23 protein-coding genes and 4 pseudogenes are annotated in these 25318 nt (G+C 52.7%); 15 read left to right on the top strand and 12 right to left on the bottom strand.

The window, feature by feature from the left end; all coding sequences use genetic code 11:
* Positions 1 to 12 precede the first annotated feature (12 nt).
* Together ACR0EN_RS20995 and ACR0EN_RS20990 are read right to left on the bottom strand one after the other, a co-directional pair.
* Positions 13 to 135 (bottom strand): nucleotide-binding protein, encoded by a 123-nt coding sequence (locus tag ACR0EN_RS20995; RefSeq protein WP_480537318.1) that lies wholly within the window; start codon positions 133 to 135, stop codon positions 13 to 15.
* Positions 136 to 168: 33 nt separating this feature from the next.
* Positions 169 to 708 (bottom strand): recombinase family protein, encoded by a 540-nt coding sequence (locus ACR0EN_RS20990; RefSeq protein ID WP_170819517.1) that lies wholly within the window; start codon positions 706 to 708, stop codon positions 169 to 171.
* 167 nt (positions 709 to 875) lie between these two features.
* Between ACR0EN_RS20990 and ACR0EN_RS20985 the strand changes: the two genes are divergently transcribed.
* On the top strand, positions 876 to 1286 hold the full coding sequence (locus ACR0EN_RS20985; RefSeq protein WP_170819516.1) for a diacylglycerol kinase: 411 nt from the start codon (positions 876 to 878) through the stop codon (positions 1284 to 1286).
* Positions 1287 to 1344: 58 nt separating this feature from the next.
* Positions 1345 to 2892 carry a sulfatase-like hydrolase/transferase gene (locus ACR0EN_RS20980; RefSeq protein ID WP_170819515.1) on the top strand — a complete coding sequence of 516 codons (1548 nt, stop codon included), beginning with the start codon at positions 1345 to 1347 and terminating at the stop codon, positions 2890 to 2892.
* Positions 2893 to 3225: 333 nt separating this feature from the next.
* On the opposite strand, the gene ACR0EN_RS20975 is transcribed toward ACR0EN_RS20980, so the two are convergent.
* Entirely contained in the window at positions 3226 to 3477 is a 252-nt protein-coding gene (locus ACR0EN_RS20975) for a hypothetical protein (RefSeq protein ID WP_170819514.1), read from the bottom strand.
* A gap of 109 nt (positions 3478 to 3586) precedes the next feature.
* On the opposite strand from ACR0EN_RS20975, the pseudogene ACR0EN_RS20970 reads away from it, so the two are divergent.
* Positions 3587 to 3860, top strand: a pseudogene (locus tag ACR0EN_RS20970) (transposase); the annotation flags it as partial.
* Positions 3861 to 4100: 240 nt separating this feature from the next.
* Positions 4101 to 4793: a sugar transferase gene (locus tag ACR0EN_RS20965; protein WP_370644482.1), complete on the top strand. Its 693-nt coding sequence runs from the start codon at positions 4101 to 4103 to the stop codon at positions 4791 to 4793.
* A 254-nt stretch (positions 4794 to 5047) separates the two neighbouring features.
* Here the strand turns inward: ACR0EN_RS20965 and ACR0EN_RS20960 are convergent, their stop codons facing one another.
* From ACR0EN_RS20960 to ACR0EN_RS20940, 5 genes are all read right to left on the bottom strand, one after another.
* Entirely contained in the window at positions 5048 to 5404 is a 357-nt protein-coding gene (locus ACR0EN_RS20960) for a GtrA family protein (protein ID WP_170819513.1), read from the bottom strand.
* Positions 5405 to 5479: 75 nt separating this feature from the next.
* Positions 5480 to 6250, bottom strand: a complete 771-nt coding sequence (locus ACR0EN_RS20955) for a WxcM-like domain-containing protein (protein ID WP_170819512.1) — start codon at positions 6248 to 6250, stop codon at positions 5480 to 5482.
* Complete coding sequence (locus ACR0EN_RS20950; RefSeq protein ID WP_170819511.1) at positions 6247 to 6804, bottom strand: GNAT family N-acetyltransferase; 558 nt, start codon at positions 6802 to 6804, stop codon at positions 6247 to 6249. The genes ACR0EN_RS20955 and ACR0EN_RS20950 overlap by 4 nt, the downstream gene beginning before the upstream one ends.
* A gap of 5 nt (positions 6805 to 6809) precedes the next feature.
* Complete coding sequence (locus ACR0EN_RS20945; RefSeq protein WP_170819510.1) at positions 6810 to 7778, bottom strand: glycosyltransferase family 2 protein; 969 nt, start codon at positions 7776 to 7778, stop codon at positions 6810 to 6812.
* A gap of 3 nt (positions 7779 to 7781) precedes the next feature.
* Entirely contained in the window at positions 7782 to 8900 is a 1119-nt protein-coding gene (locus tag ACR0EN_RS20940; protein ID WP_170819509.1) for a DegT/DnrJ/EryC1/StrS aminotransferase family protein, read from the bottom strand.
* A gap of 106 nt (positions 8901 to 9006) precedes the next feature.
* Between ACR0EN_RS20940 and ACR0EN_RS20935 the strand changes: the two genes are divergently transcribed.
* The gene (locus ACR0EN_RS20935) at positions 9007 to 10569 is read left to right on the top strand and encodes a hypothetical protein (RefSeq protein ID WP_480588551.1); all 1563 of its coding nucleotides are present in this window, start codon (positions 9007 to 9009) and stop codon (positions 10567 to 10569) included.
* 57 nt (positions 10570 to 10626) lie between these two features.
* Here ACR0EN_RS20935 and tnpA read toward each other — a convergent pair.
* A pseudogene (gene tnpA, locus ACR0EN_RS20930) lies at positions 10627 to 10845 on the bottom strand (IS200/IS605 family transposase); the annotation flags it as partial.
* A 174-nt stretch (positions 10846 to 11019) separates the two neighbouring features.
* Here tnpA and ACR0EN_RS20925 point away from each other — a divergent pair.
* From ACR0EN_RS20925 to rfbA, 5 genes and pseudogenes are all read left to right on the top strand, one after another.
* A pseudogene (locus ACR0EN_RS20925) lies at positions 11020 to 11638 on the top strand (IS3 family transposase); the annotation flags it as partial.
* Positions 11639 to 11930: 292 nt separating this feature from the next.
* Positions 11931 to 12500, top strand: coding sequence for a dTDP-4-dehydrorhamnose 3,5-epimerase (gene rfbC, locus ACR0EN_RS20920; protein ID WP_170399786.1), 570 nt, complete (start codon positions 11931 to 11933; stop codon positions 12498 to 12500).
* Positions 12497 to 13537 carry a dTDP-glucose 4,6-dehydratase gene (gene rfbB / locus ACR0EN_RS20915; RefSeq protein ID WP_170408827.1) on the top strand — a complete coding sequence of 347 codons (1041 nt, stop codon included), beginning with the start codon at positions 12497 to 12499 and terminating at the stop codon, positions 13535 to 13537. The genes rfbC and rfbB overlap by 4 nt, the downstream gene beginning before the upstream one ends.
* Positions 13534 to 14412: a dTDP-4-dehydrorhamnose reductase gene (gene rfbD, locus ACR0EN_RS20910; RefSeq protein ID WP_170819507.1), complete on the top strand. Its 879-nt coding sequence runs from the start codon at positions 13534 to 13536 to the stop codon at positions 14410 to 14412. The genes rfbB and rfbD overlap by 4 nt, the downstream gene beginning before the upstream one ends.
* Complete coding sequence (gene rfbA, locus ACR0EN_RS20905) at positions 14413 to 15282, top strand: glucose-1-phosphate thymidylyltransferase RfbA (protein WP_170399805.1); 870 nt, start codon at positions 14413 to 14415, stop codon at positions 15280 to 15282.
* 183 nt (positions 15283 to 15465) lie between these two features.
* On the opposite strand, the pseudogene ACR0EN_RS20900 reads toward rfbA, so the two are convergent.
* Positions 15466 to 15640: pseudogene (locus ACR0EN_RS20900) on the bottom strand (IS3 family transposase); the annotation flags it as partial.
* A gap of 264 nt (positions 15641 to 15904) precedes the next feature.
* Here ACR0EN_RS20900 and ACR0EN_RS20895 point away from each other — a divergent pair.
* The 4 genes from ACR0EN_RS20895 (at position 15905) to ACR0EN_RS20880 (ending at position 21754) form a co-directional block, all read left to right on the top strand.
* Complete coding sequence (locus ACR0EN_RS20895; RefSeq protein WP_170819506.1) at positions 15905 to 16786, top strand: AAA family ATPase; 882 nt, start codon at positions 15905 to 15907, stop codon at positions 16784 to 16786.
* Positions 16783 to 18321, top strand: coding sequence for a GumC domain-containing protein (locus tag ACR0EN_RS20890; RefSeq protein WP_170819505.1), 1539 nt, complete (start codon positions 16783 to 16785; stop codon positions 18319 to 18321). The genes ACR0EN_RS20895 and ACR0EN_RS20890 overlap by 4 nt, the downstream gene beginning before the upstream one ends.
* A 30-nt stretch (positions 18322 to 18351) precedes the next feature.
* Complete coding sequence (locus ACR0EN_RS20885) at positions 18352 to 19182, top strand: CpsD/CapB family tyrosine-protein kinase (protein WP_170399530.1); 831 nt, start codon at positions 18352 to 18354, stop codon at positions 19180 to 19182.
* Positions 19183 to 19306: 124 nt separating this feature from the next.
* Positions 19307 to 21754, top strand: a complete 2448-nt coding sequence (locus ACR0EN_RS20880; protein WP_170819504.1) for a tetratricopeptide repeat protein — start codon at positions 19307 to 19309, stop codon at positions 21752 to 21754.
* 17 nt (positions 21755 to 21771) lie between these two features.
* On the opposite strand, the gene ACR0EN_RS20875 is transcribed toward ACR0EN_RS20880, so the two are convergent.
* The gene (locus ACR0EN_RS20875; protein ID WP_170819503.1) at positions 21772 to 22728 is read right to left on the bottom strand and encodes a hypothetical protein; all 957 of its coding nucleotides are present in this window, start codon (positions 22726 to 22728) and stop codon (positions 21772 to 21774) included.
* Between the two features lie 286 nt (positions 22729 to 23014).
* Between ACR0EN_RS20875 and ACR0EN_RS20870 the strand changes: the two genes are divergently transcribed.
* Entirely contained in the window at positions 23015 to 24064 is a 1050-nt protein-coding gene (locus ACR0EN_RS20870; protein ID WP_480588549.1) for a glycosyltransferase, read from the top strand.
* A gap of 230 nt (positions 24065 to 24294) precedes the next feature.
* On the opposite strand, the gene ACR0EN_RS20865 is transcribed toward ACR0EN_RS20870, so the two are convergent.
* Positions 24295 to 25155, bottom strand: coding sequence for an FkbM family methyltransferase (locus ACR0EN_RS20865; protein WP_170819501.1), 861 nt, complete (start codon positions 25153 to 25155; stop codon positions 24295 to 24297).
* Positions 25156 to 25318: the final 163 nt, after the last annotated feature.

Here is a 25318-nt window from a genome sequence, read left to right as displayed (position 1 = left end):
TCGAGCGCTGCCTTACGGGTCACTGTCCACGATCAGGACGGAATGCCCGCGATCATGCAGCGCTTGGGCAAGGTTGGTGCTGATGGTGGTCTTGCCGCAACCACCCTTAGGATTCAAAATGGAGATAATGCTCATGTGTCTGCCTCATTGGTGTTTTCACTCAAACACTCAAGCCCGCCTAACCGTCTGAGTGCTGACACGAAACAACTGTGCAATCTCGCGCAACGGGCGCTGCTCCTGATCTCGCATGCGGATTACTTCAGCTTTCTGATCTGGGGATAGGGCAGGGGGGCGACCACCGATGCGGCCACGTTTACGAGCTGCTGCCAAACCCTCAAGAGTACGTTCTGCAATCCTGCGGCGCTCGAAATGTGCAATCGAGGCGAAGACGTGGAATATCAACTCTCCGGCTGGCGTGGTCGTGTCGATATCTTCACCCAATGATTGAAAGCCCGCGCCACGTTTCTTGATAGCTTCCACGATATCCAACAGGTCGCGCAAAGACCGGGCAAGGCGATCATATTTCGTCACCACCACCACATCACCGTCGCGGAGTTGATCCAACATCTTATCCAGCTCTGGACGTTCGGCCTTGGCTCCACTTACTCTCTCGGAGAATAGGCGCTCCGCACCCGCCGCTGTTAAAGCGTCGATCTGAGCGTCAAGGTTCTGATCTGTGGTTGAAACGCGCGCATATCCGATTATCATGCCCTATGATGACAAAAACCTTCCAAAACCTCAAACGTTTTGTCATAGGTTTTTGGAACAGCTAACAGCTTGACCAATCGTGCCGAGATTGAGCGTGACAAAAACGACCGTTTCTGCATGAATGTACATCAACTTAGTCAGTTGTCTATTACGAAAAGCCGCTGAATATGTGTGCCAAACAAAGATCAAAATCGTATAATCTATGCCGTGGTGCACGGCCTGTAGCAGCCTTCTACAATTCCAAGGTAGGTTTATGCGATATCTGGATCAGAGAAGAAGCCTTTCGCTTAGAAGTTGTAGTATTTATTTTGGCCTGTCTAATCGCTTTTTATATTGGATCCGATCCCGGACAGGTGGCGCTCTTGATCGGGTCGCTTATGGTGGTTCTTATCATTGTGACCCCCAACTTCGCACTGGAAGCAATCGTAGATCGGATTGGTCCAGTGCGGCGCGAATTGTCGCGCATAGCCAAGAACCTAGGATTAGCCGCTATTTTTTTACCCGCTCTGTTCCCAGCAACGGTTTGGGGACTTGTATTTTTTGAATTTCCTAGGTTTCATCGAGGTGTAACTCATTGAAACACAAAATTTATCAAAAAGTCATGTTATTTCTGCCGGTTCAAGGGTGCATACTTTAATGGTCCGCACATTTATCTGGTCTCTTTTTCTGCTTGGTTTTTTCGCAATCCCGTTGATGATCGTCGCTGGCGATGTGCGACGGGAGCCAGGAATTTTTTGGATTCTGTCAACAGCATTTATGGTTGTGGCACTGTGTCTGGCCGCTGAGCGTAATATCGCCTGGCGCGTCATCTTGACGATAGCGGGGACAGCGTTCGTCTTTCTTAATGTTGCTTTGACTGTCTCTTTTGCGTCGCAGGGCACGGCGTTCAATTCAGCTTTTTTCGCGCATCTCGATCCTTCCACACTCAAGATTGCAATCAAAACTGATTTGGTGCGCATGTCTGTTCTGGGCATATACTTGCTTGCAACGCCCATCATTATTTTTCTTGCCATCAAAAATATGCAGCCCGTTTTCCATATGGCTTTTCGAATGGGAATCGCATTGACAGCAGCAATATTCAGTCTTTGGGCAAGCTATCCACTCAACGCCTATGCTGATTTTCGTGAAAGTACATTTCGCACCTCCGCCCGACTGAATGATGAGATTACACGGCTGCAGCAAAGCACCAAAAGTAGCGGAATCATTCAGGCACCAAATTCGCGTAACTTGGTCCTGATTTACGCAGAGAGTCTGGAAGAAACCTATTTTAACGAGGCCCTGTTTCCGGACCTCCTTCCGCAAATCAAAAATCTAGCGTCCGAGGGTCTTTGGTTCCGTGACTTTCAACAGTATCCGGGAACTGGCTGGACAATCGGAGGGATTGTTAGTAGCCAATGTGGCGTCCCGTTACTCTCTGAGATGGGTGGCAATAGTGTACTGAATGAAGTTAACAACCCATTTTCGGAAATCACATGCCTAGCCGAGTACCTTAAACAAGCCGGGTACAGAAACGCCTATGTAGGCGGCGCGTCTCTTTCCTTTGCTGGCAAAGGACAATTTTTGCAAGACAACGGGTATGATGCGGTTCTGGGCCTTGATGAGTTGCCAAGCGCGACAGCACATAGCTGGGGCATGTATGACGCCAGCCTCTTTGATAATGCACGGACAATCTTCGATGGGCTGGCAGAAAGTGCGGAGCCATTTCATCTGGCTGTACTGACACTGGATACGCACCATCCCTTCGGGACCCCATCGCCTGGATGCGCGAGCTACACCGGGCAAAGATCAATGATGCTGGATGCTGTGCATTGTGCAGACAAACTGATCACGGACTTCATTGAGTACATAAGGCGCTCGCCAGTTGGATCAAATACCGTTATCGCAATCGTATCGGATCACTTATTGATCCAAGGAGATATGATACCGACGCTGGAACAGCAGGAACGGACTTTATTCTTTCTTCTATTGCACCCTGATCTTCCATCCACTCAACATGAGGGCCCCTCTTCTCATTTTGATATTGCGCCGACCTTATTAGATGCAGCTGGATTGCGCGGGTTTAGCTTTGCATTTGGACACTCCCTGCTTACGCACGACATTGGTCGAGCACAGCAACTGAATCTGACCGAAACAGATATGCAAACGTTCAAAGTGGAGAACCTTCTTCAAGCGGAAAGCAACTAGAAGCATTCATCTACCAGTTTTCAGTTCTCCAAAAGTAAATTCTTTGCGCGGTCGCTATCACCGCAGCCTGATTTGCTCCCTGAACCACGACAGAGCTTCGTTCAAGGCAACCGCTGAGCAGGGGCTTCGCCGCCTTGAGCGAGAACCTATATGCGTCTCTCTTCGGGGTCAGACGACGGCGACGCCGAAAGCAAAATATCACCTTTCAGGTTCTCGTGATTTCCCGCCGCGTGTCTTGTCCAAGAAGGAACGCTTACGATCCTCACCGCGATCCCGTTTCCAGGGCGGTTCTTTACCCTTGGACTTGGTGTTGCACTCCCACGGTATCTTGAGCTAATCGCGCTCGTTGAACTGGTTGTCATTGGTGCGCTTCTTGTCATCCAGCCCCAAACGGTCGCTTGGCTCTGCTGGCGGTTTAGGGGTGTTCTGAGAGGGACGGTGTAAAAATTCAGGGATGAATGCCTGCTCTGGTGCATTTGCGACCTGCGGTGGTTTCTTGGCCTGCAGTTGTGGTAGCGTCTTCGGAGTTGGTTGGGGACGGATTTCTTCTCGGGTGGCGGGCGTTTCACGACATTGCGTGCCCATCTGCCGTTTTCCCGTCGATCCTGCGCCTTCTCAACGCCGTGGGTAAGCTGTTCATGGCGTGCCTTCATCCGTTTCTTGAACTGCGTGACCTCCTGCCCCTGACGTACGGCCAGCCGCCGATTGGATGATCGCTGACCGCGGTTACGATGTTGACTGGTTCCGAAAGGCTATGAAAGAAAAGGGATACGCCCATGCATGCCCGGCAGAAAGTCACGCGAGAAGCCTGTCCGAAAAGGCAAGCACAGGTGCAAGCGCCGAAACCGCATCGAGATCATGTTCAGTCGCTTGAAGGAATGGAGCCGAGTAGAAACCCGCTACGATAGATGGCCGAAAGTGTTCCCATCAGCCATACACTCGCAGTAATCGTCATCTTCTGGCTCTGAAACTCAATGAGTCTGGAGCTTAGAGAGTAGTATTGTTGAAGTTCTGTGAGTTTTTTTGGGTTTTGGACAATGACTATTTGTGGACCCGAGTTAAAATGTGTTAACGTTGTGGCGTGGCAGAATTTTCGCCATAATTGGGGTCTTTCTTGATTTTTTGCGGCCTCGGTTCGATGTGAGTGCTGGTAAGCGTGTTGTAACGAGTATGAATCCACCGTGATTCATGTGTTTGTGAGTTAAAAAGTGACAGTTCAATACACTGATATTCCGAGAGAATCACAACCTGTTATTATTCAGGTCGAACATGGAGTATATCGCTTTCCGCAGGTGGGCGTTTACTCAAACTTCTTTAAACGCATCCTTGATATTGCTCTGATTCTTCTGGCCTTGCCGATCGTCCTGCCGACTCTGTTGTTTTTGGCATTGCTTGTCGCGCGAGATGGAAGCAATCCATTCTACGGACAAACGCGTATTGGCCGTGATGGCAAAGAGTTCACCATGTGGAAACTACGCAGCATGGTTCCCAATGCGCATGTTTTGCTGGCAGATCACCTGACGCGAGACCCAACTGCCAAGCGTGAATGGGACGAAACCCAGAAGCTCAAAAACGATCCGCGCGTCACAAAAATCGGTCAATTGATGCGTAAGGCATCATTGGATGAGTTGCCGCAACTCTGGAATGTTCTGGCCGGTGAAATGAGCCTTGTTGGTCCACGCCCGATGATGCCGGAACAAAAAAATTTATATCCGGGTAAAGCTTACTATTCTATGCGCCCCGGGCTGACTGGCCTGTGGCAGGTATCTCAGCGTAATGCCAGCAGCTTTGCCAGCCGTGCCGATTTTGACACTTCGTATGCTGGACAACTGTCTTTACGCACTGATCTGGGCATTATATTCGCGACAGTCGGTGTTGTGTTGCGTGGTACCGGATATTGATCCGCACTATTTTTCGGACAAGTGAACCACATACAGGCTGACGTCGGCAGCATCGCGTTTGGACTGTAACACCAAGCCCAATGAGAAACTCTCTTGTACTTTCCATGGAGAAACTCACCTCTAAAAATCATTCAGAGACGGAACCTCAGATCAGATACTCGACCGGAAGGTGATCTGCACGAGCCGCTTACGGCCTTCGTATCGCCGATGCCGGTCATAATGTCAGGTCTACCCTATCAATCAACCGCAAAACCTTATGGTTTAGAAAAAACCCAATACTTTGACATCAGAAAAGAGCTTGCGGCGATGAAGGACGTTACACCAACTTGTGACCGCCAGATATAGAAGGCAAACACGTCAACCAACACGAACATCATCGCTGAATTGAAGAACATACACCCGGCTTGCATGCAAATGTAGCGACGAACCATACCTATATCCTTGGCGTGGACCTGAAAAGTAAACATGCTTTGGGCCAAGAAATTGAAGAGCATGCTCAATGCATAGGCAACTGTGGTCAGTATCCAGATAGGCCCAATCATTGGGCGCAAGAGGTATAATAAAAGGAAATAGATACCAATCGATAAAACTCCTACGGCCCCGAACTTCATGGCCGTGTGCAAAAAATTCTGAATTAAGCAGCGCGGGGGTGAAACAGACATAAAAGGTATTGAGGTGCTTCAGAGTTACAGAATAGCGGCCTGAAAAACATCGTAAGTACGAATGTAATCTGCTGGATCATAACTGTGAGAGGCAAAAACTAAAAGAACAGCATCACGGCTGTAGCGGTATTGCGTGCCCCAGATCAAAGGGGGCATGTAAAGTCCAGCATCGGGACTGTCCAACCGAATTTCCTGCCGAGACTGCCCATCGTCGAGAAGCGCCGTGCAGGATCCACTGATACAGATCAAGAATTGATGGCAGGCATAGTGAGCGTGTTCGCCGCGAAGCTTTTCTGACGGCACGTCGAAGACGATGAAATAGCGCTTGGGAACAAAAGGAAAGTTATCACCAAACTCACCGACTGTTAAGTTGCCGCGCATATCGATAACCTGAGGCATCCGATAAACTGCGGCCCCTCCGACTTCCAAAGGGACAATTTCAACCGATTTACGTTGTTCAGGTGCTGCGGTGCGCATCAAAGCGCCTCGGACTTCCGACAGTTCCGTGGTATACCCCACAATTTGAGCCGGATTGCCACTGGCAATGGCATTTGCTGGTACCGAAGACAAAACAACAGTTCCAGGACGTATTTGCGCGCCCTGCCCTATCTCAAGTGCAGCCCCAATGACCGCACCTGCCCCAATACGCACACCTGCGTGCAAGATGGTGTGAGCCTCTTCTTGAACTGCGAAGACAACGCCATTTTCCACGAAAACGCCTTCCTTCAGGATGACTTGATCCGGAAGAGAGACGCTTGGATGTACATATGTCGCAGATGAGGAATGTTCTGTCATGTTGGTATCCCTAACACAGCCTGGAACCGCACTTTGTCTTTGACGAATTGCGTGGAGAGGTATTCAAAGTAAATGTTATCTTCAGTGTAATGAGTTTCTTTTGCGCCAAAACGCCTTTGAAAGGTCAACGACTTTTCGTTTCCCTTGCGCACTTCTATTATCGCTTTCCTACGTTTCAGATGCGAAAAACCGAATTCACAAACCAAATAAATACTTTCTAGCGCTGCTTTAGATGGTTTGTTAGCGTCAAGGACCCAACTGCCCCAAGTGAATGTTTCCGGCGTAAGATCATAAATTCGGACAAGGCCGCAGCGCGTACCATCGCGCCGCTCAATCACGAAATACCATTCGTCACCGGCCACTTCGCGAACCTTATAACGTTCAATCCACGTTTTCTGATCAACAACCGTGCCCGTGACCTGAGACAAATAGACATTCAGTCCTGGGTTTGTGCGCAGCTGATAGACATACTCGCTGTCATTCGGTCTGATCAACCTTAGCCGTAGACCGGGGCCATCGAGTGCAATTGAATCAGTGAAAATGAATAAAGACATGGTTTTTATTCAGCGCTTTCTTGAGCCAGAGGCACTACGGGCACTTCAGGAGTATAGCGTTCCTCTGACATCACAATGTGAAGAGGGCGCCCCTTTGTGTTTTCGAACACGCGCCATGTGTAGATGCCTATAACACCAATAGACAACAATTGGATCGTGCCAAAAACCAAAATCACGATAATCGTCGCCGCATAACCAGGAACATCAATCTGGCCCAAAAGAGTACTCACGAAAACCACTAGCGCAAACAAGATGCTGAAGATCGATCCAAAAAAACCAATCCCGAGCAACCAGGAAATAGGCAGATCTGAAAAACTAAACACACTGTCCTGCATATATTTCCATTTTTTTAGAAAGGTCCAAGCACTCGTGCCGATCTCGCGGGCTCTGCGTTCGTAAGGAAATGCCTGGCGGTGAAACCCTACCCAGAACAGTAGTGCCACAAGGGAGCTGTTGCGCTCTTCTAAAGCCAAAATCTGGTCCCGCACTGCGCGGGTACAGCCAAAGATATCGACGCCGCCACGCGGAATATCTAAGGCCACATTGTGCCGGTAAAACGACCAGAACAATTGCGAAAGCACACGCGATAACCATGGGTCTTCGCGTTTGATACGCTCTCCATAAGCGACATCACAGTTGCCTGCTTTGAGTGCTACATGCATCTTTAAGATCAGTTCAGGCGGTTCCTGCAGATCCGCTGCCATAACGGCCAAAGTATCCCCATTGGCTTTCTCAAGTCCCGCACGAATTGCAGCAAAAGCACCAAAGTTCCGGGACAACGCAATCAATTGCGCCGCAAATCCGGCATTGGGTAATTTGTCACGCAAAGCCAGAAAAGATCCGTCGGGACTTCCATCCACAACAAAGACGGCTTCGAATTCATCATCTATTTGATCGTTGATACCTTTGATCGCGTCAAGAAGTGGCGGAATGTTCTGTTCGTTCTTATAGACGGGGATGATAAGAGAAAACATTGCCTATCCCTCCCAATCATTCACGGCAGTTATGATGAAATCCTGCTCAATTTCGGTGAGGTAGGGGTGGATCGGAAGAGAAACCTCACTTTTGGCAATAGCACGCGCCGTATCCAATGACCCGACAGTCAGAACGGATCCCTGATTCTTTAGAGCCCGTTGTTCAGGCAACAAAATAGGGTAGTGAATACCTGCAACAATGCCTCGGTCAGACAGGTGGTTCATAAAAGTCTCACGATGTACCGGATCAACGCGCACTGGAAACAGGTGCCAGCCCGATCCTTTTGGGTCCGGCCCCGGCATCAATGCCACCTTGGGATTGAGAATCTGGTCAAGATACGTCTTCGCAATTCCACGACGATCTGTCAGCCATCCGTCCAGTCGCGGCAGAAACGCATCCCTCAACATGGCGGCATGGATTTCGTCAAGGCGGCTGTTGAGCCCCTCTAGGTCGTGGACGTATTTGGAGGTTTGCCCATAATTGCGCACGGATCGCGCCGCCTCTGCGGCCTCCTCGGAATGTAAGAACAAAGCCCCTCCGTCACCCAGAACACCAAGGTTTTTGGTCGGATAGAAAGAGATTGCAGCCATGCGGCGATTGTCTGCGACACCGGTTTCATGCCGTTTTGCTCCAATGGCCTGTGCCGCATCCTCGAACAGCATCACATCAGCCCGATCAGCCAGGGCCTGAAGTGCGGTCATGTCAGCCAGCTGACCATAAAGATGCACAGGCGCAATGGCTTTGATATCAGGATGCGCCGCCAGTGCTTCCTCAACGGCGTTGGGATCTAGCAGGCCATGCTCATCGGTATCGGCAAACACGGGTACTGCCCCTGCACGTGTAATTGAAAGAGCTGTTGGAAATGCTGAAAGAGGGGTCGTTAGAATCTTGTCGCCGCGGCCAATTCCACTGATGCGAAAAGCGATCTCAAGAGCATCCATTCCATTAGCCACACCAATCACATATGGCACCCCCGCCCAAGCTGCCAGCTGCGTTTCGAAGGCGGAAACCTCGCTCCCAAGGACATACCATCCGCTGGCCCCAACACGGGACACCGCAGCTAAAATATCCGTTTCGCAGTCAGACCATAATCGATCAAATGAGTTTGGAAAAACTCTCATTCCGTTTTCCTATCTAGTAATATAGCTTTTATCTGCATTATTAATGCTTAAACCATACAACAATTTAGCGGCAACGTAGCATTATTAAGCGCAATTGAGTGACCATATGTTTTTTTCGGAAACCTTTCAGACACGACTTCTGTCAGTGTGTCTTATTCTGTCACTTGCCTTAATGGTGCTCACAGCTCTCCTTATGGGTGCTGAGTTTGACGAAGCTTGGATTACTGCATCGGCACGGCAAGCTTACGACAATGAGGCAGTCCCATCGGTTATGCCTGTGACAACCACTGGCGGACTACATTTCCTGATCGTCGGCGCTACGCATTGGCTACCGGTCTCACCTCTTTTTGTGCCCCGTCTGCTTTCGCTCTTGTCGATTGTTGGTCTCTATATTGTTCTGATGCGCATGCTGCGGTCGACAATCCATTCGCCCCTTGAATACCGCCTGCTTGCTGTCACTTGTGTTGCGGCACCAGGAACTGTGCTTTTGTCTGGAATGGGATACGCGGTGGTGCTGGCCGTCGCTTTGTTTTTGAGCGGGATAGTGGTGGTTCTTCGTGATGATCGTATCCCTTTGAGGGACGCTGCTATGGCAGGTATTCTGGTCGGATGTGCCATCGCGACGCGATGGACACTGCTGCCGGCTGTGCCCGCGCTAATACTCTGTGCGTTCACGTCACGCACCTATCTTTGGCGCAACCTCGGGATGTGTCTTCTGGCAGGAGGGATTATGACTACCGTGTTCATAGGCCTTTTGTTTTTGCAAATACAATGGCTTGAAGGAACTAATCCAAGTAACGGTGTTTCACTTACCACGAACTTGGGTTCGGCCGGAGTGGGAGGGGATCTACCGTCCCCCGCGCGCATGTATTCTTTTCTTGTCCGCTTTGTGACGACACTACCGGTAACCCTGCTCTTCCTAGCCCTGACCGCGCCGCTGATCTGGCGCATCAATACACATGCCGGTCGCATCGTTTTGATTCTGCTGGTGGCCTCCTTACTGGTTACCGGAGCATGGATTGCGCGATCACCGTTCATGCACCTGCGCTATATCTGGCCAGTCTATTTGATGGTTGCACTATGCGCGGGTTTGACGTTGGTCACACTGTACCGTCTGGCGCAAACATTGGGTCGAAAAGAACTAGGGCTGGCGGTTGTATGCTTTGCCGTCTTGCTGTCTGTGTCACAGTTGATTGTGGCTGTGCGGGTCATTGCGGTTGGCGCGGCAATGCAGATCAATGCCGGCGGTTATGAAAACCTGGAAAATCATTTCAAACCATTCCACCACATCCAAGAGCAAAGGGCTGTCATTCAGTATCTCCAATCTCTTCCCCCTGACATACGCGTCGGAATGATTCGTATGCCGCCGGAGTTTGGTGCTTTGGAATTGGCGCTTCTCAGCAAACGCGATGTGGTCGATTTCGCATTCATCAATATGGAGCGTTTCGAAGGTGACCCTGACCTCATCATCACACATCGATTTTCGCCCTTCAACGCTGCTGGCCACCAGTGGCTGCAGACGTTGGGGGCTCCGGTGGAGAAAGTCTCAGGTTACACTTTTTATGCGTATTCTGGCGCGAATCCTGTACCACCACTAGATGAGATTTTACTTGATCCGGAGCTTTATCGCTTTTCACTGGAGCGTTGGGTCTCGTTAACTTGGTACTAAACCACTGACCAGCTTGCGCCGGTGGGATTCCGGATATGCTGCTATAAGTATTGTAGAACGACGCCCCCAATAACGCCTGCGCAATTCCGGGAATTCGCGTTGGACTTTATGTGGCGAACGGCCTTTCATCTTGCGCACCAGATCGGAAGCGGCGATCTTTGGCGGCACTGGCACGAACATGTGGACATGATCGCTCGAGAGCACCCTGCCCAAGATGTCGACCTCGTTCTCCCGATAGATCTGACAGCAAATGTCCCGCATGCGCAGGTGCACCCGACCGATTTTCGAGGACATCAATGGGTTCTACAATCCACGACGCAGGCATTCAGCTCTCGGCTGGAAAAGCCTCCTAGCCTTCAAAAGAAAGGTCGCTTATCGTCAGATCGCGGCTTTGCTGTGAGATGCGGGTTGACCCCTCTCGGCGGTGCGAACACCGCCTGTCGGCTTTAGGTGAATGATAAGCGCGTCGAAAGGCTTTGGCGTTGGGAGGGGCTGAAAATGCCAATGAAACAACCAAAGAAGGGACGGTTCTGGTCGAATGATGGGGCGTATGCTCGGCTGCGGTCGGAGCATCGAAACCACGTTTGGAGTTATGATTTCGTACATTGCCGAACGGATGGCGGAAGGGTGTTTCGCACGCTCAACGTTATTGATGTGTATAGGCGGGAGTGCTTGGCGATTCGCGTGGACCGAAAGCTGAGCTCCGGCAATGTCATCGACGTGCTGAGTGACCTGTTCATCATGTGAGGTGTGCCAAGCTAGATTCGCTCCGACAATGGCCCTGAGTTCGTTGCCGTGGCGGTGCGGCTGGATCAATGCAGTTGGAGCAAAGACCGCATACATCGAGCCAGGCAACCCATGGGAAAACGGTTACTGTGAGAGTTTCAATGCGCGGCTCAAAGATGAGTTCCTGAATGGAGAAGTCTTCTACAGCCCAAAAGAAGCGCAGATTTTGACCGACGAATGGAGGAGGCACTACAACACTAAACGCCCGCACGGTGCTCTGGGATATAAGCCACCAGCGCGAGAAACCATCGTTCAGATGGACCAAAGGCTGGTCATGCACTAACAATCAAATTGGACCACACAAGTGGGACTGATCAACTTCAGTGAAGGGAGAATCAATTCGAGGGTCATAAAAGAATAGAGATAGAGCGCTGGGAGAATGTTCCACTTTTGTCCACGCTTCAGACTATTCCAGAAAGATACCAAACTGCCTCAATTCAAAACTGTACCGAATACAAGGAGAGAATTCGCTCGAATTACCGGAGAGGTGACAAAATCCTTGGCCATGCACGAACAGCTATGACATGACCTATGAGTGTGACAATGCCACATAGTGGAATAAGACATTTGTGACGATGAAATTGGTACCTCTTGCAATCCCAGAGGTGATCCTGATCACGCCCAGACGGTTTGGTGATCATCGCGGGTTCTTCGAAGAAACCTACAACGTGAACAGTTTTACCGATGCGGGCATCGATACGGTCTTCGTTCAGGATAACCACTCGCTTTCCGGTGCTGTTGGCACAATACGTGGCCTGCATTTCCAAGCGCCTCCAAGAGCGCAGGCCAAGCTGGTTCGCTGTGGGCGCGGACGCTTTTTTGACGTCGCCGTAGACATCCGCAAAGGTTCTCCCACCTTCGGCGATTGGGTCGGCGCAGAACTCAGTTTTGAAAACGGTCGAATGTTGCTGGTGCCCGCCGGGTTTGCTCATGGCTTCATGACATTAGAGCCGGAGACCGAGATCATCTATAAATGCTCCGACACCTACGCTCCGGAAACAGAAGGCGCCATTCGGTGGGATGATCCCGATATTGGAATTAATTGGCCGCTGGACCTAGCCGAACCGCAATTGTCAGATAAAGATAAAGCAGCTCCATTTTTGCGAAATATAGATACTCCGTTTGTGATTGAGGATGGTGAATGAAAATTATGGTCACGGGCGGTGCCGGTTTTATTGGCTCTGCTGTCATCCGCCGCGCAATTGCTGAAGGCCATGCGGTCGTCAATATCGATGCTTTGACCTATGCGGCCTGTCTGGAGAATATCGCCTCCGTTGCGGATGTGCCTGAATACGCATTCGAGCAGGCTGACATCCGGGATGCGGGGGCGATGGCGGCGATCTTGAACAGGCACCAGCCGGATGTAATCATGCATCTGGCCGCCGAAAGCCATGTCGACCGCTCGATCGATGGTCCTGCGGCCTTTATCGACACCAACATCACCGGCACCTATGTCCTGTTGGAAGCCGCGCGCGCCTATTGGATCGGTGCCGGCAAGCCCGAGAGCTTCCGCTTTCATCATATCTCGACCGATGAAGTGTTCGGATCTTTGGGTAAGACCGGGTTTTTCACCGAAGACAGCCCCTATCAGCCCAATTCGCCTTATTCGGCCTCGAAGGCCGGGTCCGACCACCTTGTCCGGGCCTGGCGCGAAACCTATGGCCTGCCGGTGGTTCTGACCAATTGCTCGAACAATTACGGCCCCTATCAGTTTCCGGAAAAACTCATCCCGGTGGTGATCCTGAACGCGCTGGCTGGCAAACCCATCCCGATCTATGGGGCAGGGGACAACATCCGCGACTGGCTGCATGTCGAAGACCATGCTGAGGCACTGCTGTTGGTGCTGGAAAAAGGTGAGCTGGGCCGCAGCTACAATATTGGCGGTGAGAACGAGATGACCAATCTCGATTTGGTCAAAATGCTCTGCGCGATACTCGATCGGTTGAAGCCGGGCAAAACGCCCTACGCCGATCTGATCACCTTTGTCACTGACCGCCCCGGTCATGATCGTCGCTATGCCATCGACCCAGCCCGTATTCGGAACGAGTTGAACTGGCGCCCCTCTTACACACCTGAAACCGGGTTGGAACAGACGGTTCAGTGGTATCTGGACAACGGCGCATGGCTGGCTGCTCTGCAGAACCGCAGCGGCGTGGGAGAGCGGCTCGGGGTGGCCGAATGAAGGCACTGGTCTTCGGCCATAGCGGGCAGGTTGCTACGGAACTGCGCCGACGCGCGCCGACGCACGGCATCTCGGTCGAGGCGCTGGACCGCTCCCAAGCGGACCTGTCTGATCCGCAGAGCTGTGTTGACGCTATCCGAAGCACGGATGCGGATGTGATCATAAACGCCGCAGCTTACACGGCGGTCGACAAGGCCGAGGATGAGCCCCAGCTAGCCCGGGTGATCAACGGGGATACACCGGGGGCTATGGCGCGCGCCGCAGCAGAGCGTGATTTGCCCTTCCTACACATCTCAACCGACTATGTGTTTGACGGGGCGGGGGATATGCCCCGCACCACGCAGGACCCGACAGACCCTTTGGGTTCTTATGGCCAGACCAAGCTGGTGGGAGAACACCAGATTTCCCAAGCGGAGGGGTGGTATGCGATCCTAAGGACAAGTTGGGTGTTTTCGGCCCACGGACACAACTTTGTCAAAACCATCCTGAGGCTGGCCGAGACCCGTGACACGCTGACCATCGTGGCGGATCAGATCGGGGGGCCGACACCGGCAGCTGATATTGCCAAGACGCTGCTGGCCATAGCCAAAACCGGACGGCAGGCCGAAGGCGGGCTGTTTCACTATTCCGGGACACCCGATGTCAGCTGGGCCGGTTTCGCGCGCGAAATTGTCTCGCAGGCGGGGCTGGCAACCCAGATCACCGATATTCCGACAACAGATTACTCGACCCCGGCCCCCAGACCGCTGAATTCACGGCTGGAGTGTTCGCGGCTCAATGACATTTACGGGCTTGGGCGGCCTGACTGGAAAGCCGGATTGGCGCAGGTGCTGGCCGATCTGAAGGTTGCAGATAGCCCTGCCTTGAAAGGATAGATCATGCAACGCAAAGGTATCATTCTGGCTGGCGGTTCGGGTACTCGGCTGTATCCGATCACAATGGCGGTCTCAAAACAGTTGCTGCCGATCTATGACAAGCCGATGATCTTCTACCCGCTGAGCGTGCTCATGCTGTCGCAGATCCGCGAGATCGCGATCATCACAACACCACAGGATCAGGATCAGTTTCAGCGTCTGTTGGGTGACGGCAGTCAGTACGGCCTGTCGCTTACCTGGATCACTCAGCCTTCGCCTGACGGTCTGGCGCAGGCTTATACTTTGGCAGAGGATTTCCTTGCAGGTGCCCCGTCTGCGATGATCCTGGGTGACAATATCTTCTTCGGCCACGGCCTGCCGGATTTGCTGCGCGAAGCAGATCTACAAGAGCGTGGTGGATCTGTGTTCGCCTATCGCGTTGCCGACCCCGAACGTTATGGTGTGGTTGATTTCGAGGGTCAGAAAGTACGCGGCATCATCGAGAAGCCGAAAGTACCACCCTCAAACTACGCGGTGACCGGGCTCTATTTCCTTGACGGCGATGCCCCTGCCCGTGCCCGTCAGGTCCAACCGTCCGAGCGGGGCGAGCTGGAAATCACGTCCCTGCTGGAGATGTATCTGAACGAAGGCTTGCTGAATGTTCAGACCATGGGCCGTGGCTTTGCCTGGTTGGATACCGGTACACATGGGTCGCTGCTGGATGCGGGAAACTTCGTGCGCACACTTACAGACCGGCAAGGGATGCAGACCGGCAGCCTGGATGAGATCGCCTGGGCTAACGGCTGGATTGATGATGAAGCGCTTGAAGAACGGTCCCGGCTATTCACTAAGTCTACTTATGGTAAGTATCTTAAACTACTTCTGAGTTGATATATGTGAAGTATCTCGATTGGTTTAAATTGTTGTTCTCGTTTAACACGTTTACAAAATCTATGGCTTTGTTGCACAAACTTGGGGATTCACTCTATGAACACAGCATGTTAGTGATTGCCGTTTACGGGTTGTCTGTATTGCAGTGTTCGCCTCCAGGAGCTCTTTGGACCAGCTGTATTAGAGGCTCTGTGCAATGCTTTCACAGCGGCAGAACTCGGCATGCTATCCTCACCCTTCCGGCCATCCGGAACGGCCTGATCTTTTCTTCTGCGGAATACTGTTTGCGGGTCGCACGGCGAATGTCCTTTACGACCTCCTCACCGTGGCTCAGCTTGGTTCCGGGTTGCTTTCTCATCTCCACTCCTTGGCGGTTACGATGAGCCAGAAACCCTCTCTAATCAAATCACCTTCAACTGTCCCATTGGTGCTGACGTCAGACATGGCCCATCGGAAACACTCTGTTTCGAATAACCCTACCCATTTAATCCGAGCTCCAAGTGCTTTATCTTAAACGTGTCAAAAGGGCCGTTATAGTCCGTTGGGCGAGAATATTGTATGCATTGGGCTCGAACCGGAATATCGTGCCCGGCCAACGGACCAGAATATTTGGATCAGTATCTTGAAAGCGGATCTTTATCTCCAACATTTCCAGTTTCGGGAGCGTCCGTTTGCGCTGCCACCAGATCCGGATTTCATGTTCTGGTCCAAAGGCCACAAGCGTGCGTTCTCGGTGCTGGAATACGGATTGGTGACGCGCGCACCGATTACTTTGCTGACAGGTGAGGTTGGCGCGGGAAAGACCACGTCGCTTTATGCGCTGCTGGAGCGCATCGACAATGATGTGGTGGTGGGGCTCATCTCCAATGGGCAGGGCGGGCGCGGCGAGCTTTTACGCTGGGTGCTCAACGCCTTTGACTTGCCGTACGACACTAATGCCGACTATGTGGAGCTTTACCAACAATTTGTCGATTTCCTGCTGGGGCAATATGCAGATGGTCGATCGGTCCTGTTGATCCTTGATGAAGCGCAAAACCTTTCCGAAGAGACATTGGAGGAGTTGCGCATGCTCACCAATGTCAATTCCAGCAAAGACGAATTGTTGCAACTGATCCTGATTGGCCAGCCGGAACTGCGTGACATGATTTCGCAGCCAGAGTTCAGCCAATTCGCACAGCGCGTCTCTGTCAGCTATCATCTGGGGGCCATGGATGCAGTATCCAGCTGTGACTACATCATTTCCCGCCTTCGGCATGTCGGGGGCAGCGGCCAGGAGTTCACTGAAGCCGCTCTGAACAAGGTTTATGACTATAGCGGTGGGGTGCCGCGGATGATCAACAAGATTTGCGATTTGGCGCTGGTTTATGCTGCCAGCGCTGATCAGGCGCGTGTCGATGAGGCAACGATCGAGGAATTGATCGCCGATGGCGTGATCCTGAAGACAGTAGCTGCGCCTGTGTCATTGGCGGATCATTACGTCTTGACTGGAAAATCTGCCAAATGAACCTGCCATTTCGATTTTACTGGTCTCTCTTCAAGCGGCGCCTGCCGGTCATGATGGCGCTGTTTCTGATCTGCTCCGGGCTTGGGGTTGTCACAGCCTTGCAATTGCCGCCGACATACATGTCCTCAGCACGATTGCAGGTGGATCCGCCGCAAATCCCCGATGAAATGGTGGTATCTACGATCCGAACCGAAGTGGCCGAGCAGTTGCAGTTGATAGAAGAACAGCTGATGACACGGGCCAATCTCATTGATATCGCCCAGAGACATCAGGTCTTCGAAGGCATGGCTGCAATGACGCCCGACCGGATTGTGCAGGCGATGCGGGACAGTACCAGAATCCTTCGCAGTGGTGGGCGCGGTCAAGCCTCCCTGATGGCCATCCAATTTGATGCCAGAGACGCCCAAATCGCGGCAGATGTCGTTAATGATTATGTGACCCTTGTGCTGGAGGCGAATAGTTCTTTCCGACGCGAGCGGACAGAAAACACTTTGTCTTTCTTTGAACAGGAGGCCGCGCGGCTTGCTGGAGAAATAGAAGAAGAATCCAGTCGGATCATCGCCTTCAAGAATGAAAATGTCGACGCTCTTCCAGAAGATCTCAGCTATCGGCAAGATCGCCAATCCACATTGCAGGAGAGGCTTGGTCGGCTTGAGCAGGATCGGGCTTCCATTGTTAGTCAGCGAAGCGAGATGATCGCCGTTTTTGAAGCAACGGGGCGGCTTGGCTCCGATACACGACGAGAACTTTCACCAGAAGAGCAGCGCCTGCAGCAACTCGAGCTTCAACTGGCGGAGGATTTGATTGTTTATTCCGAGTCCAATCCGCGGGTTGTTCAACTGCGCAGACAGATTGAGCAGTTAGAACTCGCAATCTCCGGAGGGGATCCCGGAGGTTGGCAGGAGGGGACGGAGGCAGAGCCGACGTTTCTCGACATCACACTGGCAGAAATGGATTCACGCATCGAAGAGATCGATCTGGAGATTGTGCGCGTGAACGAAGAATTGGAGCGACTAAGTCGCGCAATTGCCGCCACGGCCACCAATTCGATTACGCTGGAGCGTCTCGAACAAGATCTCGAAAGCGCCCGAACCCGCTACAACTCAGTGTTGGGCAATCTTAACCAAGCTCGCATGGCAGAGCGAATAGAAATCAATGCGCAAGGCGAGCGTATTAGCCTCATCGAAGGCGCCAGCGTACCGCAGGAACCGTCTGGGCCGGCACGCAAAAAAATCGCGGTGATGGGAGGCGCCGTTGGTGGCGCATTGGCGCTGGCATATTTCATGCTTCTTGAACTGCTCAATCAGCGGGTGCGCCATCCTGCAGAGTTGCAGTCCCGGTTTGAAATCGTGCCCATTGGCGTCATCCCCTATCTGGAAAGCCGGGGAGAGAAATGGCGGCGGCGCCTGCTTAGGCTGAGTGCTTTGGCTATTGTGATAGTAGCTGTGCCAGCGGCGCTTTATTACGTACATACTGAATATGTGCCGCTCGAGATATTGGTGAACCGGGTTCTGGTCCAGATGGGCCTGGCTTGAAAGACGCCACGGTTAGAAGGGTAAAGCTGGATGGAAAAATTGCAGGCCGCTCTCGCGAAGGCGCGCGCCGCACGCCATGAGGCTACCGAGACCGTACGCCCAGGTCCCGTTCTGCGAGATCAACACGTGCGCAAGCCTTCCAAATCTAATACGACAGAAACCATCTGGGAGGCATTGCCCCGCTTTGACCTGTCGCCTGCGGTGCTGCGACAGCACCGGATCATCGCGGGCGAGGCAAACAGTGATGCCACCCCTTTTGACCTTCTACGCACCAAGATTATTCTTCAGATGGAGCAAAACGGCTGGTCGCGTCTGGCGATCACTTCGCCGGAACCATCTTGTGGCAAGACCACGTTGGCCTGCAATCTTGCACTGGGTCTGGGACGGCATACAAGTTCGCGCACAATGTTGTTTGATCTCGATCTTGGCTCACCCTCGGTGCATGAGTTTTTCGATCTCAAGATGCGCTATGGTCTGCCGGAAGTGCTCACGGATATGATCGCCTTTGAAAAACAGGCGGTGCGGGTGACAGACAATGTGGCTGTGTCGATTTCACCTCATCCCGAAAAAGACCCCACGCGTTTTCTGATGATGGACCGCACAGCAGAGTTTCTCGATGACATCCAACGCGACTATGCTCCCGACATCATGATCTTCGATCTGCCCTCTGCCCTTTCTTCTGACAAAGCTTTGGCGTTCCTCAAAAATGTCGATTGCGCCCTGATCGTGGCACGGGCGGAATACACCAAGTTCAAAAAGCTTGATCGGACGGAAATCGAGGTTGCCGCCAATACCAATGTCCTGGGAGTGGCATTAAATGGCTGCCGCCGTGGCACACTCTCTGACAGCGATCTGAGCTGATGTTTGGCAGAGGCAGGGTTTGACAGGAACAGTGAAGCCCTGAAGGCAAACGCTCCTACATAGAGCAGTTTAACATACAAAAGACTGCAGAACCGAATAGGCGACCATGATTAGGACCAAATCTATGCCTCCCCGAATCTTGAGGCGACTGCTTCTGACATTCATGCTTTGCTTGGGCCTGACGGCCTGTAAGTCCGTTGAAGAGCGCGCCGAAGCCTATTTCGCCTCAGCCCAAGAACTAATCGAAGAAGGGGATCTCGACCGGGCGGCGGTCGAGTTACGCAATGTCTTTGAACTGATGCCCAACCATGTCGCAGCGCGCGAAACCATGGCAGCTTTGATGCTGCAGAAAGACGACAAGGAGGCCGCCTATGGCCAGTATCTGCGGCTGGTCGAACAGGTGCCTGATCATGTCGAAGGGCGCACGGTGCTGGCAGAGATTGCATTTGCGGCACGCAACTGGGAAGAGTTCTCCCGCCATGCAACCGAGGTGATTGCTCTCGCGCCTGACGCGCCGCGCACTGAGATGATCGCGCTGGCCTTGCAATATGAGCAAGCGTTGGAGGCGCGCGATGGTCCAGCACGAGATGCCGTGCGCGATCAGGCTGCGGGTCTGGCACAAGAGGCCCCGGATAATGACATCCTGCAGTTGATCCTCTTTGATGCCTATGTCCGCGACGGGGCCATCGATCAGGCCTTGGTACAGCTGGAGAGAATGATCGCCAAGCAGCCGGACAATCGCGATCTCTATACGCAAAAACTTGTCCTGCTCGAACGGCAAGGCGACTTCACAGCACTTGAAACACAGCTACGCGACATAGTCATCCGGTTTACCGAGGATGATGAACCTAAGACCCAACTCATTCAGTTCCTGCTGGCCCGGGGCGAGCCTGACAAGGTGGAAGCCTTTCTCCGCGAGGTGTCGGATCCGGCGGCAGAAGACCCTACGCTTTTCATCGATCTAGTGCGTTTCATAAACCAGAGACAGGGGCCAGACGCCGCACGCGCCGAACTGCGCGCTGCATTGGAGGTCGCAGCGGACCCAGAACGGATACAGATCATTCTTGCGGCCCTCGATTTCGAAAACGGCGCAGAAGACACGGCGATCGAAACGCTGCAAACAATGCTGGAAGGCACCGAAGAAGACTCCGACACAGCCAACCGCATCCGCATCACACTGGCCCGGATGTTGCTTCAGACCGGCAACGAGATCCGCGCGCGCCAACTGGTGGCAGACACGCTCGAAGCAGACAGCGACAGTGTCGAAGCGCTCAAGATGCAGGCGGCCTGGATGATCCAGGACGACAAAGCGGACGAGGCCATCGCCACGCTGCGTCTAGCCCTTGATACGGCGCCCGATGATGTCGCCGCCATGGACCTGATATCCCAGGCCTATGCGCGCGCTGGCAATCACGAACTATCCCGCGATTTCCTTGCGCTGGCGGTGGATGCCTCCGACAATGCGCCTGAACCGTCTTTGCGCTATGCCCGGGTTCTGGCAAGTGACGAACGCTATATCGCGGCGGAAGAGGTTTTGATCCCGGCCCTGCGTCGGGCACCGAACAACGCGGATATTCTGGTGCTTCTGGGCGAAGTCTATCTGGCTGCGGAAGATTACGCGCGCGCTGACAGCGTGATCGCGCGCCTGCGCCGCATCAGCACAGAGCGGACCCTTGCAGTGGCGGATGCGCTTCAGGCCCGGCTTCTGGGCAGCCGCGAAGGCGTCGAACAGGCGCTTGGATATCTGCGCGAACTCGCGGAGCGGGAAGACGCCAGCCTCAACACTCAGATTGCGCTTCTGCGCGCACGCCTCAGCAGCGGGCAAACAGAGGCAGCCCTGAGACAGGCTGAGGCGCTTGTCGCGGAATATCCTGACAATGCAGCCCTGCGTTTCATTCTGGCCACCTCTCATGCCGCCAATGGCGCACTGGATGTGGCGGAAAATCAGATTCAGATCCTGGTGGAAGAAGATCCCAGACGGGGTCGGGCTTGGGTCCAACTCTATCGCCTCCAGCGCCTTCAGGGAAAAGACGACAGCGCCTCACAGACCCTGCGTGACGGGCGCGCCGCTCTGCCCTACAACCGCGAACTTCTTTGGGCGCAAGCCGGGGAATTGGAAGCGGCTGGCGATATTGACGGCGCCATTGCCAATTATGAGCTGCTTTATGAGCGCAATTCCAACGACCTTGTTGCCGCCAACAATCTCGCCAGCCTGCTGACAAACCACAAGACAGATGACGCCGACCTTGAACGCGCTTGGGCTGTAGCCCGGCGCCTGAACGGCACAGATGTGCCCGCCTTTCAGGACACTTATGGCTGGCTTGTCTTTCGCCGCGGTGAGGCGGAAGAGGCCCTGCCCTATCTCGAAAGCGCTGCCGCAGAATTATCGCAGGATCCAATCGTTCAATTCCACCTCGGCCAGACTTACGCCGCTTTGGAGCGCGATGAGGACGCCATCGCACAGTACCGCCGGGTACTGGAGTTTGCGGGGGAAGACGACCCCCGCCCGCAGATCGCCATCGCCCGCGACGAGATCACGCGGCTGGAAGCACTCCCACCTGCGGAGGAATAGTCTGGCCCGCGCCGCTTTCAGTTTTGGGGCACCCCGCTTGGTGGATAAGATGTGACCACTTCCCAAACGGTTTCCTGCATCAACCTCGCCGCTTCGGGACCTGGGTCAGCAGCCGGACTACCATCAGCCAGTTGCAATTGGTGAGGCAAGCCAACGGGCGAGCGCCCATAAAGTACAGCGTAGTGAGTGAGCGCCACGAGATAGCCACCGTATTCACTGAAGTGGATGTTGTCATGGAACAGATCGTTGCGATCACGGATGGGCCCAACCCCGCCAGCAGCCTCAACCTTGCGCACAAAAGCTGCCATGACCTGCCCGGCTGGGATGACATAGATCGGCTTGTCGACTTCCTCATAGGCCAGCGTGCGTTTGAGAATCTCGCCTTCCCAATAAAGACTCAAATCCCGGTCGAGCCGTGTGAGCCAACCCTCCGGATCATCCAATGGATGCCAAGTTTCATAAAGGTAAACACGTGTCTCTGGATTGCCCTCCCAGGCGGCGACGGCCCAGTTGCGCAGATATTCATGCGGCGCGAAATACTTGATCATATCCTTGATCTCGACCGCTTCGGTCAACACCACCGCGTCATAGTCACCTGACGCCATGGCTTCCTTTGCATCCCGAAAGGCGGGAGGACCGTTAGACTCTTCAAACCCATTGATCACCACATCTGGCTCCCAATGCGCACGTAGCGGCGTCCCCCAACCAAGCTGACTGTTGAAACTGTGTCCCTCGCTGCCGCCCTGTTCCGCCAATTGCTGCAACATCCCCGGCATGTGTGGTCCCACGAGACTGTGCCCCAGATGATAGACATTGAGTGGTCCCTCGGGCACCGATGCAGGCCTATCGTAGATCATGCTGAATTGCGCTTCGTCCACCGGATCAGGCGTGCTACAGCGGTTGACCAGGCCGCAAGCGGATAGAAAAAGTAGCAATAGTGGCGTGAGTTTTCGTTTGATGCGATGTAAAAACATGTTCGTGTTCGTGTTTAATGGCAAAATGAACCCTATTGGATGTGTGCAGCGGTAACTAGTTCATTGCAAGGTATACATTCTGGAATCGATTTCATAATGGGATACACAGATCTTCATGACCAACTCGGGCAAGCTACTAATTTATGCGCCAGTACCATTAGTGCAAACCGATTCCGGACTGTATCTTGAGGATCAAGCTTGCAATGGGCTGAGGCTCTGGGCGGAACATTTTGATGAATTGATTACGATGCACCCCGTCTCTCATACAAAGTTGCCAGACGCTTGGGTGCCAATCAATAACGTTGGGCCAAACTTGGATCGCATTCGTATCTTGCCTCTGCCAACGGCCTATCGTCCTGATCAGTTTTTTCGCCACTATCGAGCCACTCGGAATCTAATACGCGCGGAGATCGACAAAGCTGACTACGTAGCCTTCTCCATCGGTGGCCTTGCTGGAGATTGGGGATCGGTTGGGGCTTGGCAGGCCCATATGGCGGGTCGACCCTTTGCGATCTGGACCGACCGGGTGGAATCTGAGGTAACCCGCCGCACAGCGTCTAGTAACCCGCTCTGGCATCGCCGGATCAGAGCGCGGTTAGAACATCGGCCCATGTGGGAATGGGAAAAATTTATCATCCGACGCGCGGCTCTGGGCCTGTTTCACGGCAAGGAAACCTATGAGACCTATGCCCCCTATTGCCGCCAACCACAACTCGTGCACGACATCCACATCAAGGCCTCGGAACATCTCCCTCCCGAAGCTCTGAAAGCTAAGGTTGTCGCTGCGAACAATGGGCCCCTGAAGATCGTCTATACAGGAAGGGCGAGCGCGATGAAGGGTCCGCAAGACTGGGTGGAGGTTCTTGAGACACTTGCCAAGCGACAAGTGGATTTCCAAGCCACATGGCTGGGTGATGGACCGGATCTAGTAGACATGAGGGCGCGCGTCGCCAACGCAGGCCTTGAGAGCCACGTCACCTTCACAGGTTTCGTGAATGACCGCGCTGCGGTTTTCGACCACCTGCGACAGGCCCATATTTTCCTTTTCTGCCACAAGACGCCGGAATCCCCGCGATGCCTAATCGAAGCGCTGGTCTCTGGCACGCCGATCGTCGGTTATAGCAGCGCCTATCCCGAGGATCTGATTTCGACTCATGGTGGAGGACAACTCGTTTCACTGAACAATGTCGCTGCCCTGAGTGAAACAGTGCAGTCGATTGCAGGAGATCGGTCACTCCTCGGAGACATGATGGCCCGAGCCTTGCGGGATGGAGAAGGTTATACCGACGATGCGGTCTTCCAGCACCGCTGCGAGATCATTAAGAAATATCTTTAGATGAGGCGGGAGATGTAACACCACTTTCCCGTCTTCAGAGTTTTCTGGCGAGCCTAGGGTCTAGATTCATAACCAATAGATGACGGTTGCTGCAACCCGTTACGACAGATGTCCGAAGGTATTCTTATCGGCCATAGTGCTCGCAGCCGCAATCTTCTTCGGGCTCTGAAACTCAAAGTGTCTGGAACCTATATTTCAGATATAATTGAAATCTCAAAATTCGCGTTAATCTACGAATATAGGCCGAGCCTTTTGCGAAGTTCATGGGATGCTTCGTGATGTACTGCAACGAAATCATGAGCATCTGCGCCGGTTTGGAAAGGTAATAACTTCACAGAAAAAAGAGTTTTTGGTAATGAAAAAATATCGTACCCTATATCTTCTAATACGGATACCGATTTCGGTTTCTCCATAGTATTTCTATTTTCCTCAAAGATTATTACATCAGGCTGTGATTTTGCTATGAAATTCTTTGCTCCGTTAAAAACTTTTTCTTCAAAACCTTCCACATCAATTTTGACTACTCGAACTTTTCCCAATCTATTTTCCTCTTCAAAGATATCTAGTGTCGTGATCGAGGCTTCCTCGAAATTAGAGCTAATGTTTGACATGAAGGTTGCGGCTCCAGCGTTATGTTCTGGTATGGAGAGTTTTAAGGTGCCTGGTTTGTCAGATAAGCCAATCCTCTCAAGCTGAAGATTCTCTATGCCATTTAAGCCTATGCTCTGTTCAATGTAGTCGGCCATTCTGGACTGGGGCTCAAAAGCAATTACTTTTCCTGAATCTCCAACTATTTCAAGCATCTTGAAAGATACGAGCCCTAAATTGGCGCCTATGTCGAATGCCGTATCTCCCGGGCGAAGAGTTTGGCGAATGACCCATGTGATTTTCTTGTCTAAGTCTCCGAAGTACTTGATACTCCTTCCAACATAATCGTTTTCTGGGATCGCTAATTTATACCGTCCAATTCGGCATATCGCGTCAGTCTTAGGGTTTCCGTCAATTGCCTTCAGGAATTTTGAGTTGGAGATCAACCCGGCTCCAGATTTTAGTGGATAGAAATTTCTGAAAACAAAAGAAAATAAAATCATGTCACTGATACCCGTTCTTATGCCTATTTATCATTTGGGACATCCCTTCGAGATGTTACTATAACAGCTGTTTTTGTCACGCTTGATTTCCGTATAAGTGATCAAGCTGTTAGGCTTCAAACTTCGGTAACGGCTATGCGTGACGCAGGCCCCGTTACAGCAT

It is taken from the genome of Ruegeria sp. AB7 (assembly GCF_056542625.1).
The sequence above is the reverse complement of the archived record's forward strand: the minus strand, read 5'-3'. Positions and strand labels throughout refer to the sequence as shown.

Excerpts from the sequence above, each read along its gene's own strand:
- ACR0EN_RS20960 (WP_170819513.1), bottom strand. The coding sequence starts at position 5,404 with ATGAAGTTCGGGGCCGTAGGAGTTTTATCGATTGGTATCTATTTCCTT.
- ACR0EN_RS20975 (WP_170819514.1), bottom strand. The coding sequence starts at position 3,477 with ATGGGCACGCAATGTCGTGAAACGCCCGCCACCCGAGAAGAAATCCGT.
- rfbC (WP_170399786.1), top strand. The coding sequence starts at position 11,931 with ATGAAATTGGTACCTCTTGCAATCCCAGAGGTGATCCTGATCACGCCC.
- rfbB (WP_170408827.1), top strand. The coding sequence starts at position 12,497 with ATGAAAATTATGGTCACGGGCGGTGCCGGTTTTATTGGCTCTGCTGTC.
- ACR0EN_RS20875 (WP_170819503.1), bottom strand. The coding sequence starts at position 22,728 with ATGTTTTTACATCGCATCAAACGAAAACTCACGCCACTATTGCTACTT.
- ACR0EN_RS20980 (WP_170819515.1), top strand. The coding sequence starts at position 1,345 with ATGGTCCGCACATTTATCTGGTCTCTTTTTCTGCTTGGTTTTTTCGCA.
- ACR0EN_RS20985 (WP_170819516.1), top strand. The coding sequence starts at position 876 with ATGTGTGCCAAACAAAGATCAAAATCGTATAATCTATGCCGTGGTGCA.
- ACR0EN_RS20995 (WP_480537318.1), bottom strand. The coding sequence starts at position 135 with ATGAGCATTATCTCCATTTTGAATCCTAAGGGTGGTTGCGGCAAGACC.
- ACR0EN_RS20935 (WP_480588551.1), top strand. The coding sequence starts at position 9,007 with ATGTTTTTTTCGGAAACCTTTCAGACACGACTTCTGTCAGTGTGTCTT.
- rfbD (WP_170819507.1), top strand. The coding sequence starts at position 13,534 with ATGAAGGCACTGGTCTTCGGCCATAGCGGGCAGGTTGCTACGGAACTG.
- ACR0EN_RS20865 (WP_170819501.1), bottom strand. The coding sequence starts at position 25,155 with ATGATTTTATTTTCTTTTGTTTTCAGAAATTTCTATCCACTAAAATCT.
- ACR0EN_RS20890 (WP_170819505.1), top strand. The coding sequence starts at position 16,783 with ATGAACCTGCCATTTCGATTTTACTGGTCTCTCTTCAAGCGGCGCCTG.
- ACR0EN_RS20945 (WP_170819510.1), bottom strand. The coding sequence starts at position 7,778 with ATGTTTTCTCTTATCATCCCCGTCTATAAGAACGAACAGAACATTCCG.
- ACR0EN_RS20885 (WP_170399530.1), top strand. The coding sequence starts at position 18,352 with ATGGAAAAATTGCAGGCCGCTCTCGCGAAGGCGCGCGCCGCACGCCAT.
- ACR0EN_RS20990 (WP_170819517.1), bottom strand. The coding sequence starts at position 708 with ATGATAATCGGATATGCGCGCGTTTCAACCACAGATCAGAACCTTGAC.
- ACR0EN_RS20940 (WP_170819509.1), bottom strand. The coding sequence starts at position 8,900 with ATGAGAGTTTTTCCAAACTCATTTGATCGATTATGGTCTGACTGCGAA.
- ACR0EN_RS20950 (WP_170819511.1), bottom strand. The coding sequence starts at position 6,804 with ATGTCTTTATTCATTTTCACTGATTCAATTGCACTCGATGGCCCCGGT.
- ACR0EN_RS20880 (WP_170819504.1), top strand. The coding sequence starts at position 19,307 with ATGCCTCCCCGAATCTTGAGGCGACTGCTTCTGACATTCATGCTTTGC.
- ACR0EN_RS20955 (WP_170819512.1), bottom strand. The coding sequence starts at position 6,250 with ATGACAGAACATTCCTCATCTGCGACATATGTACATCCAAGCGTCTCT.